We start from the raw sequence: 16,971 nt of genomic DNA, 5'->3' as shown, positions 1-16,971 counted from the left end.
AACTGCTCTCCGCCGGGGTATCCCACAAGCTTAGTCGCTCACAGCAACAGGGTCAGTTGACGCTCGTGGCCCTGGCGCGCGCGGTAGCCATCGCCGCTGTCGACCCAGCCGCTGGCCAGGTACAGCGCCAGGGCGGCGTGGTTGTCCCGGTCTACAGAAAGCTGCAGGCAACACACCTCGGGCCACGCCTCGCGCACCAGGCCCGGCAACGCCTGCATGAAAAATCGCCCCAGGCCCTGGCCCTGCAAGCGCTGATCGACTTGCAAGGCATTGATCGTCGCCGCATCGGCCCGGGCCCAGGGCGCCAGGAACACCCCGCGCTGAAGCAGCAAGAAGGCCCGCGGCAGGTTGTCCAGCAGCAGCGCCACGCCACGCCGGTCGGGGCTGTCGCCACTTTGCAGGGTGTACAAGGCGCTAGCCATATCGCCGGCAAAGCGCAGTTGCTCAGGCCGCACCTGGATGTCGAGCAGTTGCTCGCGCTGGGCCGGGTTAAGGTCGCGGTAGTCGGTCAGGTGCACAGCATGGTCAACTCGGGATGGGGGGAACGGCGCAGAACCTGCAGATATCTGCAGTGTATCGCGACATTAATTACCGCTGCCCGAGCATGCTGGTATGATGCGCGGCTTTTTTCCGACCCAGGGAAAAACCACAGTCTCCCGGTACAGTCTGTGCTTTGCTAACTGGGTCGATACATTCACGGCGCCGGGAGCGCCACGGGGAGCAGGCATGCTGGAAAGGCTGTTTCAACTAAAAGCACACGACACCAATGTCCGCACCGAGATTCTCGCGGGCGTGACCACCTTCCTGGCCATGGCCTACATCCTGTTCGTCAACCCGAGCATTCTCGGCGAGACCGGCATGGACAAGGGCGCGCTGTTCGTCGCCACCTGCCTGGCAGCGGCCATCGGCTCGACCACCATGGGCCTGATCGCCAACTACCCGATCGCTCTGGCACCGGGCATGGGCCTGAACGCCTTCTTCACCTACACCGTGGTCCTGCACATGGGCCACACCTGGCAGGTGGCATTGGGCGCGGTGTTCATCTCGGCGGTGTGCTTCTTCCTGCTGTCGATCTTTCGCATCCGCGAATGGATCGTCAACAGCATCCCGTTGCCGCTGCGTTCGGCAATTGCCGCCGGTATTGGCCTGTTCCTGGCGCTGATCGCCCTGCATAACGCCGGCATCGTCGTCGATAACCAGGCCACCCTGGTGGGCCTCGGTGACCTCAAGAAACCGGCGCCGATCCTCGCCACCCTGGGCTTCTTCCTGATCGTCGCGCTGGAGGCCATGAAGGTCCGCGGCGCGGTGCTGATCGGCATCCTGGCGGTGACCGTGGCCTCGATCGCCCTGGGCGTGACTCCATTCAACGGCGTGGTGTCGATGCCGCCGTCGCTGGCGCCGACCTTCCTGCAGCTGGACATCAAGGGCGCGCTGGACGTCGGCCTGATCAGCGTGATTTTCGCCTTCCTGTTCGTCGACCTGTTCGACAACTCCGGCACCCTGATCGGCGTCGCCAAGCGCGCCGGCCTGATGCGCAAGGACGGCCACATGCCGAAAATGGGCCGGGCGCTGATCGCCGACAGCACCGCGGCGATGGCCGGTTCCCTGCTGGGTACCTCGACCACCACCAGCTACATCGAATCTGCAGCCGGCGTCAGCGCCGGTGGCCGCACCGGCCTGACCGCCATCGTGGTAGCCATTCTGTTCCTGCTGGCGCTGTTCTTCGCACCGCTGGCCGGCAGCGTGCCAGCCTTCGCCACGGCACCGGCGCTGTTGTTCGTCGCCGTGTTGATGGCTTCGGGCCTGGCTGAAATAAACTGGGACGACATTACCGAAGCCGCGCCGGTGGTGGTCACTGCCCTGGCCATGCCGCTGACCTACTCGATCGCCAACGGCATCGCCTTCGGTTTCATTGCCTGGACCGCGATCAAGCTGCTTTCCGGCCGCGCCCGTGACCTCAACGCGGCACTGGTGATCCTCTCGGTCCTGTTCGTCATCAAACTGGGCTGGTTCAACGCATGAGTGCTGTCTTCGACCCTTCGACCTACACCCAGCAGCTCGACGCCAAGGTCGCGCGCCTGCGCGAGCTGCTGGCGCCGTTCGCGGCGCCCGAGCCTGCGGTATTCGACTCGCCGCGCGAGCACTATCGCCTGCGCGCCGAGTTCCGCCTGTGGCGCGAAAACGAGCAGCGCTTCTACGCGATGTTCGCCCCGGGCGAGAAACACACGCCGATCCTGATTGAAGACTTCCCGATTGCCAGTCTGCAGATCAACGACCTGATGCCACGGCTCAAGGCCGCCTGGCAAGCCAGCTCGGCGTTGAGCTTCAAGCTGTTCCAGGTGGAGTTCCTCACCACCCTGGCAGGCGATGCAATGATCACCCTGTGCTATCACCGTCCGCTGGACGAGCACTGGGAGCGCGCCGCGCAGCAACTGGCCAGCGACCTGGGCGTGAGCATCATCGGCCGCTCCAAGGGCAAGCGCGTGGTGATCGGCCGCGATTACGCAGTTGAAGAGCTGCAGATTGCCGGGCGCACCTTCCGCTACCGCCAGCCCGAAGGCGCCTTCACCCAGCCTAACGGCGCGGTCAACCAGAAGATGCTCAACTGGGCCTATGAAGCCCTGGGCGAGCGCCAGGACGATCTGCTCGAGCTGTACTGCGGCAACGGCAACTTCACCCTGCCGCTGGCCACCCGGGTGCGCAAGGTACTGGCCACCGAGATCAGCAAGACCTCGGTCAATGCCGCCCTGCACAACCTCGACGACAACGCTGTGGATAACGTGCGCCTGGTGCGTCTGTCGGCTGAAGAGCTGACCGAAGCGCTGAACGAAGTGCGTCCGTTCCGCCGCCTCGAAGGCATTGACCTTAAGAGCTACCAGTTCGCCAGTGTGTTCGTCGACCCGCCGCGCGCCGGCATGGACCCGGATACCTGCGAGCTGACCCGGCGCTTCGACAACATCCTGTACATCTCCTGCAACCCGCAAACCCTGGCGGCCAACATCGCCCAGTTGCACGACACCCATCGCATCGAGCGCTGTGCGTTGTTTGACCAGTTTCCGTATACCCATCACATGGAGAGCGGGGTGTTGCTGGTTCGCCGTTGAAGCTACCGCGGGTCAAGCCCGCTCCTGCAGGAGCGGGCCCTTCAGCCGAGCCCCGAACACATCAACAACGGCACCAGCTGATCCTCATCGGTCAACGCCCCATGGTGCCCGCGCCATTGGCTGGCGTGCTTTTCCACCTCGCTGCGAATGATCCCGCCCGCCCCGCGCGGGACCACGATCAGATCGCCAATCCGCGCCTCCGCCTGGCTTAGCAGTACATCGCCGAACAGCCCCTTGGCAATCGCCTGGGCCTTGCTCAACACGTGATAGCCCTCCCCCAGGCGATTCTGCCAGCGCTCGTGCACGCGGTCCTGATGGTGCGCGTGGGTGTACAGGTAGCGCGCACGAATATCCCCGGCCATCGCCCGCACGCCCTCCTGCAGCGCCGGGTCCAGATCAAAGTCGCGCACCTGTTCGCTGTCCAGCGCCAGCATGCCGTGGTCGGCAATCACCATCAGCCGCGCCTGCTCAGGCAAGGATTGGGCGATGGCCCGGGCCAGCTGGTCGGCAATCTGCAACTGCTTGAGCCAGCCCTCGGAGCCTGGGCCGAACAGGTGCCCGGCAAAATCCAGGTCGCCGAAATAGGCGAAGCAGAACGCCGGCCCCGGCACGGCCAGGGCGGCATTGACCAGTTCCGGATAGGCATCATAGGCCGGCGCAGGGAGGATCTTGCCGGCCCTGTAAATCGCCCGGGTGAAGTCGGAACTGGCATAGCGCCCGAGCATCACCGTGCTGATGGCGATGTCCTGGGCCGCGGCCTGGCCCCAGGCATCGGCGGGCACGATAAAAGTCTCCGGCGGCGGCGCGCCACTGGCCTGCGCCTCGACCTGCAAGGGCGAGGTGGTCCAGGTCAGTGGCGACAGTTCAGTGTGCTCATCCAGGGCAAAGCCGCAGCCGACGATACCGTGGGCGCCGCTGCCCAGCCCGCAAGCCACCGAGGCCAGGCTGGTCGCCGTGGTGGCTGGAAAGCCTACCTTGAAGTGGCTGTCCGGCTGCATCAGCGAGGCAAGAAACGGCGCATGCCGGGCGTAGGCCTGCAGCAGGTTCCAGCCCAGGCCGTCGATCAGCAGCAGGCAGGTGCTGCGCGAATGGTCGAGGCGAAAGGCATTGCGAAAACCGTGGCCACCCAGGGCCGCGAAAATCGACTGGGTGAGGTTGGCCAGGCCCGGCCAGGTTTCACCCAGCGACTGCAGGTCGTTGATCGGCGTTGCCATGTTGCCCTCCGTGGTCAGGTGCAAAGCAACAGGTGTAGCACAGGCTGTGCGATCAGCGCACAGAAAACACCCCTGCGGCCTTGCGCCCGATTGACCAAATTAACCATTCGGTACATTTTTAAGCGAAGGCACTCCCGCTTCATCACCAAGAATAACAACGGAGTTTTCAACATGGCTTTGGCCTCTTCTTCCGGCATTCTTGCCGGCCTTATCGGCGCGGGCATCCAGGCTTCGCGCACCCCGGCGCTGCACGAGCACGAAGGCGCCGCGCAAGGCCTGAACTACCTGTACCGGCTGATCGACCTGGACCAGCTCAAGCTCGACAGCAGCGCCCTCGAAGAGCTGCTGACCGCGGCCGAGCACATGGGCTTCACCGGCCTGAACATCACCTTCCCGTGCAAGCAGGCGATCCTGCCGCTGCTCAACGAACTGTCACCGCAAGCGCGCGGTATCGGCGCGGTGAACACCGTGGTACTCAAGGACGGCAAGCGCATCGGCCACAACACCGACTGCCTGGGTTTTGCCGAGGGCTTTCGCCGTGGCCTGAGCGACGCGCCGCGCCGCCAGGTGGTGCAGATGGGCGCCGGTGGCGCCGGCGCTGCGGTAGCTCATGCGCTGCTGGAAGAAGCGGTCGGGCAACTGAGCGTGTTCGATGTCGAACCGGCCCGTGCCCAGGCCCTTGTGGACAACCTCAACCAGCACTTTGCCGGCAGCCGCGCCAGGGTCGGTCATGACCTGCAAAGCGCCATGGCCAGCGCCGACGGCCTGGTCAACACCACGCCCATGGGCATGGCCAAGCTGCCGGGCATGCCGGTGCCCAAGGCGCTGCTACGGGCGGATCTGTGGGTGGCGGAGATTGTTTACTTTCCGCTGCAAACCGAACTGCTGCGCGAAGCCCGGGCCCTGGGCTGCCGCACCCTGAGCGGGGCGAACATGGCGGTGTTCCAGGCGGTGAAGGCGTTTGAACTGTTCAGCGGGGTGAAGCCTGATGCGGCGCGGATGATCGAGCACTTCAACAGTCTGGGTGACTGAAAAGCATCGCGGGGCAAGCCCGCTCCTACGGTAGGAACGGGCTTGCCCCGCGAAAATACTCAGGCCTGCAAAAATCTAAGCACCGACTCGCAAATCATCTGCCGATGCCGGTCCTTGACCGCCTTGTCCTCGAAGTCCACCTGGAAGATCTCGCCAAAGGTGTGCCGGTTCGACACCCGGTAGAAGCAGAACGAGCTGATCAGCAGGTGCACATCCAGCGCCTCCAGCCCCTGGCGGAATACCCCCTCGCCAGCGCCGCGCTTGAGCACTTCATCCAGCGCCGTGAGTACGGTCTTGTTCATCGAGCGAATCGCCGCCGAGCGCTTCACGTACTCGCCGTGGTGCATGTTCTCGTTGCAGACGATGCGCACGAAATCGACGTTGCGATCATGGTGATCGAAGGTGAATTCCACCAGCCGGCGGATGCCCAGGCGCGGCTCGAGTTCGGCCAGGTGCAGGTTGCTTTCAGTGCTGCGAATATCGCCGTAGAGCTTCTCCAGCACTTCTACGTACAACTGCTCCTTGCTGTTGAAGTAGTAGTAGATCATGCGCTTGGAGGTTTGCGTGCGCTCGGCGATCGCATCGACCCGGGCGCCGGCCAGCCCCTGCTGGACGAACTCGCTGATTGCCGCCTGGAGAATATTCTCGCGGGTCTTTTCCGGATTGTTCTTGCGGCCCTTGCGCGGCGCTTGTTCGGGGGCTGCGCAGAGTGCTGGGGTAGTCGTCATACGGGACTCATGGCCATCGGTTAACCCGGCAATTATGAGCCCCGGGTGCTGAGTAAGGAAGCCTCGGCGCCTGCGCCCTACAACTTGGCCTGGGCCGGCGCGCCGGCGCGGGCCTTGGCCATGGCGGCCAGGCGCACGGCGACGTTGGCCGCGCCATAGCCGCTGTAGCCGTTACGCCGTTGCAGCACCTCGAAGAAGAAGCGCTCCTCAAACGGCTCGGTGTACACATGAAACAGCTCACCGCCCTGGGCATCGCGGTCGTAGAGCACGTTGTAGTAAGCCAGTTCGCTGAGGAACTCGTCGTCGAAATCAAAGCGTGCGGCAAGGTCGTCGTAGTAGTTGAGCGGAATGTCGAGCAAAGCCACCCCCGACTCCTTGGCCTGTTTGACCGCAGTAAAAATGTCCTCGCAGTCAAAGGCAATGTGGTGCACGCCGGAACCGCGGTAATGCGACAGGGCATGGGCAATCGCCGTATTACGGTTTTCCGAAATATTCAGCGGCAGGCGGATCGAGCTGCAACGGCTGCGCAAGGCGCGACTCTTGACCAGACCATAAGGGTCGGGCAACACCACTTCGTCGTCGGCAGTAAAGTCCAGCACGCTCTTGTAGAACAGCGCCCAGCTGTCCAAGCCGTCGGCCGGCAAGGCCAGGGCCATATGGTCGATGCGGGTCAGGCCCAGGCTGCTGCCCGCTTGCGGCTGCAGGCTGAAGTCGGTGTCATAGATAGTCCGGCCCTGGGCATCCTGGTCGACCAGGTAGATCAAGCTGCCGTCCGGCGCACGCACCGCCGCCAGCTCGCGCTCGTTGGGGCCGACCAGGCCGCGATAGGGCTGGCCATGGTAGGCCACGGCACGGGCCAGGGCCTGGGCGCTGTCCTTGACCCGGATCGCCGTGGCGCACAGCGACGGGCCATGACTCTCAAAGAAGTTATGGGCGAAGGAATAAGGCTCGGCGTTGAGGATCAGGTTGATGTCGCCCTGGCGCAGCAGGCTGACATTCTTCGAACGGTGCACGCCGGCGCGGGTAAAGCCCAGGCGCTCCAGCCAGTTGCCGAGCTTGGCCCCCAGGGCGTCGTCGACGGCGAACTCGAGAAACTCGACGCCATCGTAGGCGCTGGCACGTGGTGGGGCGAACAGCAGGTCGTCGCTGGCCGGCGCTACGCGGTCTTGCTCAAGGCGCTGGCGGGTCTTTTCTTCCAGGTACAGCAGCGAGCGCAGGCCATCGGCGGCATTGGCCCGAGGCGGTGCGGCGCGAAAGCCATCGTTGAAGATCTCCAGCGACAGCGGGCCGCTGTAACCGCTGGCCAGGATCGGCGCGAGAAAACCCGCCAGGTCAAACTCGCCCTGCCCCGGAAAGCAGCGAAAGTGCCGGCTCCACTCCAGCACGTCCATGGCCAGGAGCGGCGCGTCGGCCATCTGCACGAAAAAAATCTTGTCCCCCGGCACCTGGGCGATAGCCCGTGGGTCGCCCTTGAGCGACAAGGTGTGGAAGCTGTCGAGGATCATCCCCAGGCTTGCGTGGTCAGCCGTTTTGACGATGTCCCAGACCTGCTCCCAGGTGTTCACGTGGCGGCCCCAGGCCAGGGCTTCGTAGCCGATGCGCAGGCCACGGGCCCCAGCGCGCTCGGCCAGCAGGCGCAGGTCGTCGATCAGCACCTGGCGCTCACCCAGGGAATCGGCGGCGACATTGCTGCACACCAGCACCAGATCGGTGCCCAGTTCCTGCATCAAATCGAATTTGCGTTCCGCGCGTTCCAGGTTGCGCGCCAGGCGATCGCGGCGGCAGCCCTCGAAATCGCGAAACGGCTGGAACAGGGTAATCGCCAGGCCCAGATCGGCGCAGCGCTGGCGAATTTCGCGCGGGCTGCCGGCGTAGTACAGCAGGTCGTTCTCGAAGATCTCGACCCCATCGAAGCCCGCGGCGGCGATGGCTTCGAGTTTTTCTGGCAAAGTACCGCTCAAGGATACGGTGGCGATCGAACGCTGCATTATTCTGGCTCCGATGGGCAGGCAAAAACCGGTGGAGGAATTATTGGTGTTGAGCAAATTTTGCTCAATGCAAAAGGTACGAACTAGTTAGTTTTGTGTTCGATTATCGCCCAATATAGCGTTCAGTCAATTGACCCTTTTTTGACCACAGGCGCACCATTTCGACACCAAGGCTTGACCCATAAACATAAAAATACGGGTAACCCGCGATGATCCACTCTCAATCCACCCGCATGGCCCAGCCCCTGGGTACTACTGCGCACGCCGGCATCGGCGACAAGCTGCGTGGCGCCATGGCTGTCGGCAAGACCCGCTGGGTCATGCTCGCGCTGGTGTTCTTCGCCACCACCTTGAACTACATCGACCGCGCCGCCCTCGGGGTGATGCAGCCAATTCTGGCCAAGGAGATGAGCTGGACGGCGATGGACTACGCCAACATCAACTTCTGGTTCCAGGTCGGTTACGCCATCGGCTTCGTGCTGCAAGGCCGGCTGATCGACCGGGTCGGCGTCAAGCGCGTGTTCTTCTGCGCCGTGCTGCTCTGGAGCCTGGCTACCGGCGCCCATGGCCTGGCCACCTCGGCGGTGGGCTTCATGGTCTGCCGGTTCATTCTCGGCCTGACCGAAGCGGCCAACTACCCCGCCTGCGTCAAGACCACCCGCTTATGGTTCCCGGCCGGTGAGCGCGCCGTGGCCACCGGCATTTTCAACGCCGGCACCAACGTCGGCGCCATGTTCACGCCGATGCTGTTGCCGTTGATCCTCACCGTCTGGGGCTGGCAAGCGGCGTTCATCGGCATGGGCGCCCTGGGCCTGGTCTGGGTAGTGTTCTGGGGCCTGAAATACTTCAACCCGGAAGATCACCCGAGCGTCAGCAAAGAAGAACTGGCCTACGTGCAAAGCGAAGTGGAACCGGAACAAGCCCGCGTGCCGTTCTCACGAATCCTGCGCATGCGCGGCACCTGGGCCTTCGCCCTGGCTTACTCGATGACCGCGCCGGTGTTCTGGTTCTACCTGTACTGGCTGCCACCGTTCCTCAACCAGCAATACAGCCTGGGCATCAGCGTCACGCAGATGGGCATCCCGCTGATCGTCATCTACCTGAGCGCGGATTTCGGCAGTGTCGGCGGTGGCATTCTTTCGTCGTTCCTGATCGGCCGCGGCATGGCCCCGGTCAAGGCGCGGCTGCTGTCGATGCTGCTGTTCGCCACCACCATCATCGGCGTGATCTTCGCCGCCGGCGCCAGCAGCCTGTGGGTCGCGGTGCTGGCGATTTCCCTGGCCATCGCCGCGCACCAGGCCTGGACCGCCAACATCTGGAGCCTGGTCATGGACTACACGCCCAAGCACATGATGAGCACGGTGTTCGGTTTCGGCGGCATGTGCGCGGCCATCGGCGGCATGTTCATGACCCAGCTGGTCGGCTACATCCTGACCACCACCAACAACAATTACACCCTGCTGTTCACCATGATCCCGGCCATGTACTTCATCGCCCTGACCTGGATGTACTTCATGGCCCCGCGCAAGGTGCCGAAGGTCGAGGCCTAACGCCGCCGTTGCAACCAGGCGGCGCCCAGGCCGCTGAGGCAGATCAAGGCAATCCCCACCAGCCCGGCCATGTCCGGGCTGTGTCCGAACAACACCAGGCCGAGAACACCGGCGAACACGATCTGACAGTAACTGAACGGCGCCAGCATGGCCGGTGGCGCATGCCGGAACGCCTGGGTCAGGAACAGGTGCGCGGTCATCCCGCAGGTGCCCAGGGCCACGGCCATCAGGCCATGGATGAAGCTCGGGGTCTGCCAGAACATCGGCACCACGGCGCTCATCACCAAGGTGTTGAGCAGGCCGGTGAAGAAGTTGCTGGTGGTCGGGCTGTCGGTGCCGCTGAGCTTGCGCGTCAGCAACTGGTAGAAGCAGAAGCACAAGGCCGAGCCAAATGGCAGCAACACCGCCGGGGTAAACAAGGCCCCGCCCGGATGGATGATCACCGTCACCCCGACAAAACTCACCAGCACCGCCACCCATTGCCCTCGCGTGACCTTCTCGCCCAGCAGCGGCAGCGACAGCGCCGTGACCAGCAACGGCGCGAGGAAGTTGACCGCCGTCGCCTCGGCCAGCGGTATGTACTGCAGGGCGGTGGTGAACAACAGGCTGGTGCCCAGCAGGCACAGCGCGCGCAAGGTCTGCAGCCCCGGTCGCCGGGTGCGCAACACGCGCAGGCCCGACTGCGGCAGGAAGATCACCATCATCAGCAGGGTGTGCACCAGGTAGCGCGCCCACACCACCCAGAGAATCGGATAGAACCCCGCCAGGTACTTCGACAAGGCGTCGTGGCTGGCGAACAGAAAGGTCGCCAGCACCACCAGGGCAATGCCCTTGAGCGGTTGGCTGACAGCGTCGAGCGCAGTAGGACGGGGCATCGATAAAAGCTCGCAGGTTCAGAGTTGACGGAGCAACTGACAGGTCTTGTCCAGGGCCATCTGTGCCCGCTGCAAGGCGCTCAGGCCCTGGTCGCGAACGGGAATTTCCAGGCTCAGCGCAATGTTCTGCGGCAGGCTACGCAACAAGCCGGGCAAATCGCAATTGCCATCGCCGGGAAACCGCCGCTCGTTGCGCGCCTGACGCAAGATCTCGGCCATATCGTGCGGACGCGGCCCGGCCACGTCGCACAACTGTGCATAGCGTAGCCGCGAGGCCGGCACCTGGCGCAACTCATCCAGCGACGAGCCGGAGCGGTCAAAGTGAAAGGCATCGACCAGCACCCCGCCATTGTCGCGCCCGGCCTGCTCGACGATGCGCCAGGCCTGGGTGAGGTTCTTGGCGTCGGTCCAGGGCATGAACTCCAGGTGCGGATGCAGGCCGTAATCTGCGGCCAGGTCGCAGAGGGCCGCAAAATTGTCGCTCTGGCGTTGCTCGTCAGGATCGTTGCCGGCCACCAGCAGCTCGCTGGCGCCGAACTCGGCGCCGACGGCCAGCAGGGCTTCGAAGTCGGCCACGCAGGTCTCGGGCTTGAGCCGCAAAATCTCCACATCCAGCACCTGGATGCCGGTATCGCGCAGGCGCGCGGCGGTCTGCCGGCGCAGGCCGGCGTCGGCCACCAGCGCAAAGTGATGTTCCTCGGCCGTGGCCGGTTCCAGGCGCAGGCCGACATGGCTGTAGCCTGCGCGGGCAGCAACCTCGACCATGTCGACAGGCGACAGCTCGAGTACCGTCAGGGCGGCAAGGGACATCACGCGTTGGCTCATTGTTGTTTTCTCGGCGAATTGAATTTGGAAATATTTAGAACTTAGTTCCAATTTCAATGCAAGCGAAAAAACGGATCGCGAGTGCAGGAGCGGGCTTGACCCGTGATGCTTCTAGACAAACAACTCAGAAGCAGGACTTGCCGCCGACAACTCCGCCACCGCCGCCAGCAACACCGGCGCCAGCTCGTGCATGCGTGCCTCGCTCATCCGCGCACTGGGCCCGGCAACGCTGAGCACGCCAACCGCATGGCCATCCAGCGGGTGCCGCACCACCGCCGCCAGCGCCGACATCCCCACTGCCGAACTCTCCACCACCCAGGCATAGCCATGCTCGCGGGCAACACGCAGGCGTTCGAGCAGCTCGGCATTGGACTTCGGTGCGTTGGGGCCGAACTGCGCCGGGTCGGCGATGCCTTGGCGCTCCACCAGCAACAAGGCCTGGGCATCGCTCAGGCTCGACAGCCACGCATGCCCGGAGGCGGTGTAGAACAACGGCGCATCACGGCCCATGTCCGGGTCGTAGCGCAAGCCGGAGCGGGCGCCTTGGGCCTTGGCGATCCAGGTCTGGCGTTCGCCGTCGATCACCCCCAGGCGCACCAGCTCGCCGGTCTGCTGGGCCAGTTGATCAAGAATCGGCTGGACGATATCGGCGCCACTGCTGGCCAGATAGCGAAAACCCATGGCCACCAGGCGGGTGCTCAGGTGATAGCGGCTGCTCTCGGCGTTCTGGCGCACATAGCCCAGGCGCATCAGCTCGGCGAGCATGCGATGGGTGGCGCTCTTGGGGATGTCCAGCTCTTCGGCCAGGGTCTGCAGGGGCAGCCCGCGCGGGTCGCTGGTGAGGCGTTCGAGAAGGCTGAACGCGCGTTCGATCTGACTGCCGGCCATGGTCATGGTCCCTGAAATTTGTGCCGATTCTAAAGAGCCCCGGCGAAAGCGCAAATCACTGTCCGATCTTCGCCCACTTTGTCGTGGCACGCCTTGGCTGGGCGACAGATCAAACCATAAAATATGGAATACAGTTCCAAAATATAACAAAACTGCCTGGAGGATACTGCTCATGCCCGTCGATACCCCGCTGGTCGAATGCGATGTACTGGTCATCGGCTCCGGCGCCGCCGGGCTGGCCGCCGCCGTGACCGCCGCCTGGCATGGCCAGAAGGTCATCGTGGTCGAAAAGGACCCGGTGTTCGGCGGCGCCACGGCCTGGTCCGGTGGCTGGATGTGGGTACCGTGCAACCCGCTGGCGCAGCGCGCCGGGATCATCGAGCAGCGCTCGCAGCCGCGCACTTATCTGGAGCATGAACTGGGCGAACGTTTCGATGGGCCGATGATCGATGCGTTTCTCGACGCGGCGCCCAACATGGTGTCGTTCTTCGAGCGCCATACCGCCCTGCAATTTGCCGACGGCAATGGCATCGCCGACATTCACGGTAATACCCCTGGCGCCGGCACCGGCGGGCGTTCGGTAATTGCCGCCCCCTACGATGGCCGCCAGCTGGGCAAAAAGCTGCTCAAGCGCCTGCGCAAAACCATGCGCGAAACCTCGTTCATGGGCATGCCGATCATGGCCGGCAAGGACCTCGGCGCCTTCCTCAGCCTCACCCGTTCCTGGCGCTCGCTGCTGCATGTGAGCAAGCGTTTGAGCCGCCACCTGCTCGATCTGGCAACCCGCGGCCGGGCCCTGCAACTGGTCAACGGCGTAGCCCTGGTCGCTCGGCTGGCCAAGTCGGCTGAAGACCTTGGCGTGTTGCTCTGGGAATCGGCAGCGGCTCGGCAGTTGCTCCGCGAGCATGGCCGGGTCAGCGGTGCGCTGATTGAAACCGCGCGCGGGCCGATCCAAATAAATGCGCGCAAGGCCGTGGTGCTGGCCGCCGGCGGCTTTGCCAACGACATCGAACGGCGCAAGGCGCTGTTCCCGCGTACACCCACCGGCCACGAACACCTGGCGCTGCCGCCGCTGGGCGCCAATGGTGACGGCCTGCGCCTGGGCGAAAGCGTTGGCGGCCAGGTGGCTGACGACCTGCACAGCCCGGTGGCCTGGGCGCCGGTATCGCGGGTGCCTTACAAGGACGGCAGCAGCGGGCATTTCCCGCACATCATCGAACGGGCCAAGCCCGGCATCATCGGCGTGCTCGCCGACGGCAAGCGCTTCGTCAACGAGGCCGACGGCTACTACGACTATGTCAGCGCCATGGTCGCCAAGGCGCCGGGGGACAAGGTCGAATCGTGGCTGATCTGCAGCCATGCCTTCCAGCGCCGTTATGGCCTGGGCATTTCACGGCCGTTTCCGTTGCCGCTGCAGCCGTTGATCAAATCCGGCTACCTGAAGACCGGCGACAGTATCGAAGCCCTGGCGCGGGCCTGCGGCATTGACCCTCAAGGCCTGGTGGCAACGGTCGCCGAGTACAACCGGCATGCCCGCAACGGCGAAGACCCGCACTTCGGCCGCGGCTCCACCCCTTACAACCGCAAACAGGGCGATGCCCTGCACGGACCAAATCCGTGCGTGGCGCCGATCGAGAACGGGCCGTTCTATGCGGTAAAGGTCGAACCGGGCTGTTTCGGCACCTTCGCCGGGCTCAGGACCAACACCCACGCGCAGGTGCTGGATGAAAAGCGTGAGGTGATTGCCGGGTTGTATGCGGTGGGCACCGACATGGCCAGCATCATGGGCGGGCACTATCCGGCGGGCGGGATCAACCTGGGGCCGGCGGCGACGTTCGGCTATATCGCCGGGCGGCATATTGCCGGGGTGACAGACTACGAGTAAGGCGTACCTTGCAGCATTGCATCACAGGGAAAGCAGACAGGCTGCTCACGATTATCCGCAACGCGAATACTTCACGGCTCCGGCGACCGTTCAAAAGGAATTGAACCGTGAACAACCTGACCCTGCCCGATGGCGACGCAAAGCCAATCGATCAACTGTTTTCCTGTACCACTGCCCGCGTTGACTTGTGGCGTGAACTCAACGCCCTGTGTCGCCGCTGGCGCAACTGCAAAGATCAGCCCGCTAGCGCGAAGGTCCAGCAGCAATGCCTTGCCCAACTCGAGCAGCTTGCGCAATTGGAGGCTTATCAGGCTTACCCGGGCCCTCGCCTGCTGGCCCTGCTGGTCGAACGCGTAGCAGCGGGCAATGGCATCGGAGCCCTGCATCTGGCTCAGCGCATCAGCAGTTCGCTGCTCGACCGCAGTTACAAGCAAGACGCAAACGACTGGGAGGCCAGCGAGGACCTGCCCGACGCACCCGCGCCCCGTAGTTTCGCCGCTGCGTCCGCACATCGTCCGTATTTCGAAACTCTGATTGTCAGCCCCGCGCCAATCTCGACATGGCCGCAGCACCGTCAGGCCATTCGCCAGTTGCGCCGCCACCAGGACCCCTTCATCTACGAGCCCGTCATGACCGGCTCCTTTGAGGATGCGTTGCTCGCGGTGATACTCAACGTCAACCTGCAAGCGGTGGTGATCTACGAAGGTTTCGCTTTTACATCGAGCTGTCGCGCCGCCTGGGTGCGTGAGCTGCTGGCGCCACACCTGGGCAACAGCCCGGACGGCGAAGACTCCACGAACCTGGCCTTGCCACTGGCCCGAGCGATCAAGTCCATCAGGCCAGAGCTCGATATCCTGCTGCTCAGCGATCGTCAGGTTGAGCGAATTGCCGGTGATGAAGACTACGCGTTCATCAGCCGGGTGTTCTACGAAGTCGAGGAGCCGCTGGAGATCCACCTGAGCCTGCTGCAAGGCGTTGCAAAGCGCTATGAAACGCCGTTTTTCAACAACCTGAAACACTATGCTCAACGTCCTATCGGCACCTTCCATGCGCTGCCCATTGCCCGCGGAAAATCGATATTCAAGTCGAACTGGATCCGCGACATGGGCGAATTCTATGGCATCAACCTGTTTCTGGCCGAAAGCTCTGCCACCACGGGCGGGCTCGACAGCCTGCTAGAGCCCACCGGCAACATCAAAAAGGCCCAGGACCGGGCAGCCCATGCGTTCGGCGCACAGCAGGCGTTTTTCGTCACCAATGGCACCTCGACCTCGAACAAGATCGTTGAACAAGCCCTGCTTGCGCCCAGTGACATTGTCATTGTCGATCGTAACTGCCACAAGTCACACCACTACGCCATGGTGCTGACCGGCGCCTATCCGCTGTATGTCGAAGCCTACCCGCTGCCCCGATACTCGATGTACGGCGCAGTGCCACTGAGCGCTATCAAGCAAGCGCTACTCGACCTGAAAAAAGAAGGAAAACTGCATCGGGTCAAACTGCTGGTGTTGACCAACTGCACCTTCGATGGGCACGTCTACAACACCTTCCGGGTCATGGAAGAATGCCTGGCAATCAAACCGGACCTGGCCTTTCTCTGGGATGAAGCCTGGTTTGGTTTTGCACGCTTTTCACCCCTGCTGCGTCGTCGAACCGGCATGGGCGCCGCCGCACAACTCAAGCAGGCGCTCAGTTGCCCGCAGTACCGGTACGCCTTCGAATGCCAGCGCGAACGGCTGCAAGCGCTTGCTGCCGATGACCCTGCGCTGCTGCAGGAACACCTGCTGATGGACCCGGACACCACCCGCGTGCGCGTCTACCAGACCAACTCCACCCATAAGTCTATGTCGGCGCTGCGCCAGGGCTCGATGATCCTGGTCGACGATCAGGACTTCCATCACGTCGAAGCATCGTTCCGCGAGGCGGTATTTACCCACACGTCCACCTCCCCCAATCAGCAAATCATTGCGTCCCTGGATGTTGCCCGCCGGCAAATGGAGCTGGAAGGCTATGAACTGGTGATGTCGGCAACCCAGTTGGCCTTCGACATCCGTCGGGAGGTCGGCCGCCACCCGCTGATATCCCAGTATTTCAAGATACTCACGATCGAGGACCTGGTGCCAACGGTCTATCGGGCTTCAGGGCTGCAGGATTACCTGGCCAAGGGCACTGCGTGGTCCACCGTCGTCGATGCCCTGAACACCGATGAAGTCGCCCTGGACCCTACCCGCCTGACGCTGGTCTGTGGCCATGCAGGCTTTGACGGCACCACATTCAAGAATTTGCTGACCAACCGCTACGATGTCCAGTTGAACAAAACCTCTCGCAACAGCGTGCTGCTGCAAACCAACATCAACAACACTCGCAGTGACGTGGCACACCTGATCCGGGTGCTGGTACGTATCAGCCGCGAACTGGAGGACCGCCTGGGCACCAGTGACGACAACCTGCGTGAAGCCTTTAATGCACGCGTCACGTCACTTATGGAAGATGTGCCGGACCTGCCCGACTTCAGCCATTTCTACCCAGCTTTTCGTGAGTCGGCGAACAGCAGTACGGCAGAAGGAGACATTCGCAGTGCTTACTACAAAGCCTATGACAGTGCAGCGTGCGAGCATCTTCGTCTGTTCGACAAAACCATCGACGAACGCCTGGAAAACGGCCCGCCGTTGATTTCAGCAAACTTCGTGACCCCCTATCCGCCGGGGTTTCCGATCCTGGTACCGGGCCAGGTAATCACTGCTGAAACGCTCTCGTTCATGCGCAAGCTCGACGTGAAAGAGATTCATGGCTACAACGCCGATGAAGGCTTGAAACTGCTGAAGTCCGAATCCATCGACATTCCCCCACCACGCTGACCCGAACAAAAAAGCCCGCCAATG

At 63.3% G+C, this 16,971-nt stretch carries 13 protein-coding genes; 6 read left to right on the top strand and 7 right to left on the bottom strand.

Annotated elements, in window-relative coordinates; all coding sequences use genetic code 11:
- Nucleotides 1-38: 38 nt before the first annotated feature.
- On the bottom strand, nucleotides 39-518 hold the full coding sequence (locus BLR26_RS25505) for a GNAT family N-acetyltransferase (RefSeq protein ID WP_093387837.1): 480 nt from the start codon (nucleotides 516-518) through the stop codon (nucleotides 39-41).
- 208 nt (nucleotides 519-726) lie between these two features.
- Between BLR26_RS25505 and BLR26_RS25500 the strand changes: the two genes are divergently transcribed.
- The gene (locus BLR26_RS25500) at nucleotides 727-2,022 is read left to right on the top strand and encodes an NCS2 family permease (RefSeq protein WP_045195880.1); all 1,296 of its coding nucleotides are present in this window, start codon (nucleotides 727-729) and stop codon (nucleotides 2,020-2,022) included.
- Nucleotides 2,019-3,104, top strand: a complete 1,086-nt coding sequence (gene trmA, locus BLR26_RS25495; RefSeq protein WP_045195878.1) for a tRNA (uridine(54)-C5)-methyltransferase TrmA — start codon at nucleotides 2,019-2,021, stop codon at nucleotides 3,102-3,104. Before BLR26_RS25500 ends, trmA begins: the two co-directional genes overlap by 4 nt.
- 41 nt (nucleotides 3,105-3,145) lie before the next feature.
- Here the strand turns inward: trmA and BLR26_RS25490 are convergent, their stop codons facing one another.
- A complete protein-coding gene (locus BLR26_RS25490; protein ID WP_093387834.1) occupies nucleotides 3,146-4,318 on the bottom strand; it encodes an alkaline phosphatase family protein in 1,173 nt (390 codons plus the stop codon).
- Nucleotides 4,319-4,489: 171 nt separating this feature from the next.
- Here BLR26_RS25490 and BLR26_RS25485 point away from each other — a divergent pair, with 171 nt between their 5' ends.
- Complete coding sequence (locus BLR26_RS25485; protein ID WP_371128688.1) at nucleotides 4,490-5,350, top strand: shikimate dehydrogenase; 861 nt, start codon at nucleotides 4,490-4,492, stop codon at nucleotides 5,348-5,350.
- Between the two features lie 59 nt (nucleotides 5,351-5,409).
- On the opposite strand, the gene BLR26_RS25480 is transcribed toward BLR26_RS25485, so the two are convergent.
- A complete protein-coding gene (locus BLR26_RS25480; protein ID WP_045195875.1) occupies nucleotides 5,410-6,078 on the bottom strand; it encodes a TetR/AcrR family transcriptional regulator in 669 nt (222 codons plus the stop codon).
- Between the two features lie 77 nt (nucleotides 6,079-6,155).
- On the bottom strand, nucleotides 6,156-8,066 hold the full coding sequence (gene quiC, locus BLR26_RS25475; RefSeq protein WP_093387831.1) for a 3-dehydroshikimate dehydratase QuiC: 1,911 nt from the start codon (nucleotides 8,064-8,066) through the stop codon (nucleotides 6,156-6,158).
- 209 nt (nucleotides 8,067-8,275) lie between these two features.
- Between quiC and BLR26_RS25470 the strand changes: the two genes are divergently transcribed.
- A complete protein-coding gene (locus BLR26_RS25470) occupies nucleotides 8,276-9,616 on the top strand; it encodes an MFS transporter (protein WP_045195868.1) in 1,341 nt (446 codons plus the stop codon).
- Here BLR26_RS25470 and BLR26_RS25465 read toward each other — a convergent pair.
- The 3 genes from BLR26_RS25465 to BLR26_RS25455 form a co-directional block, all read right to left on the bottom strand.
- The gene (locus BLR26_RS25465) at nucleotides 9,613-10,491 is read right to left on the bottom strand and encodes a DMT family transporter (RefSeq protein WP_045195866.1); all 879 of its coding nucleotides are present in this window, start codon (nucleotides 10,489-10,491) and stop codon (nucleotides 9,613-9,615) included. The two genes, BLR26_RS25470 and BLR26_RS25465, sit on opposite strands and share 4 nt — an antisense overlap.
- A gap of 18 nt (nucleotides 10,492-10,509) precedes the next feature.
- On the bottom strand, nucleotides 10,510-11,316 hold the full coding sequence (locus BLR26_RS25460) for a sugar phosphate isomerase/epimerase family protein (protein ID WP_045195864.1): 807 nt from the start codon (nucleotides 11,314-11,316) through the stop codon (nucleotides 10,510-10,512).
- A gap of 111 nt (nucleotides 11,317-11,427) precedes the next feature.
- On the bottom strand, nucleotides 11,428-12,204 hold the full coding sequence (locus BLR26_RS25455; RefSeq protein ID WP_045195862.1) for an IclR family transcriptional regulator: 777 nt from the start codon (nucleotides 12,202-12,204) through the stop codon (nucleotides 11,428-11,430).
- Nucleotides 12,205-12,376: 172 nt separating this feature from the next.
- Between BLR26_RS25455 and BLR26_RS25450 the strand changes: the two genes are divergently transcribed.
- Both BLR26_RS25450 and BLR26_RS25445 read left to right on the top strand, forming a co-directional pair.
- On the top strand, nucleotides 12,377-14,089 hold the full coding sequence (locus BLR26_RS25450) for an FAD-dependent oxidoreductase (RefSeq protein WP_093387829.1): 1,713 nt from the start codon (nucleotides 12,377-12,379) through the stop codon (nucleotides 14,087-14,089).
- Nucleotides 14,090-14,196: 107 nt separating this feature from the next.
- Nucleotides 14,197-16,947, top strand: a complete 2,751-nt coding sequence (locus BLR26_RS25445; protein WP_218124503.1) for a beta-eliminating lyase-related protein — start codon at nucleotides 14,197-14,199, stop codon at nucleotides 16,945-16,947.
- The last annotated feature ends 24 nt before the right edge of the window (nucleotides 16,948-16,971 follow it).

It is taken from the genome of Pseudomonas sp. UC 17F4, from assembly GCF_900101695.1.
Classification (GTDB): Bacteria; Pseudomonadota; Gammaproteobacteria; order Pseudomonadales; family Pseudomonadaceae; genus Aquipseudomonas.
Note: the sequence above shows the minus strand (reverse complement) of the source record. Positions and strands in the feature narration are given on the sequence as shown.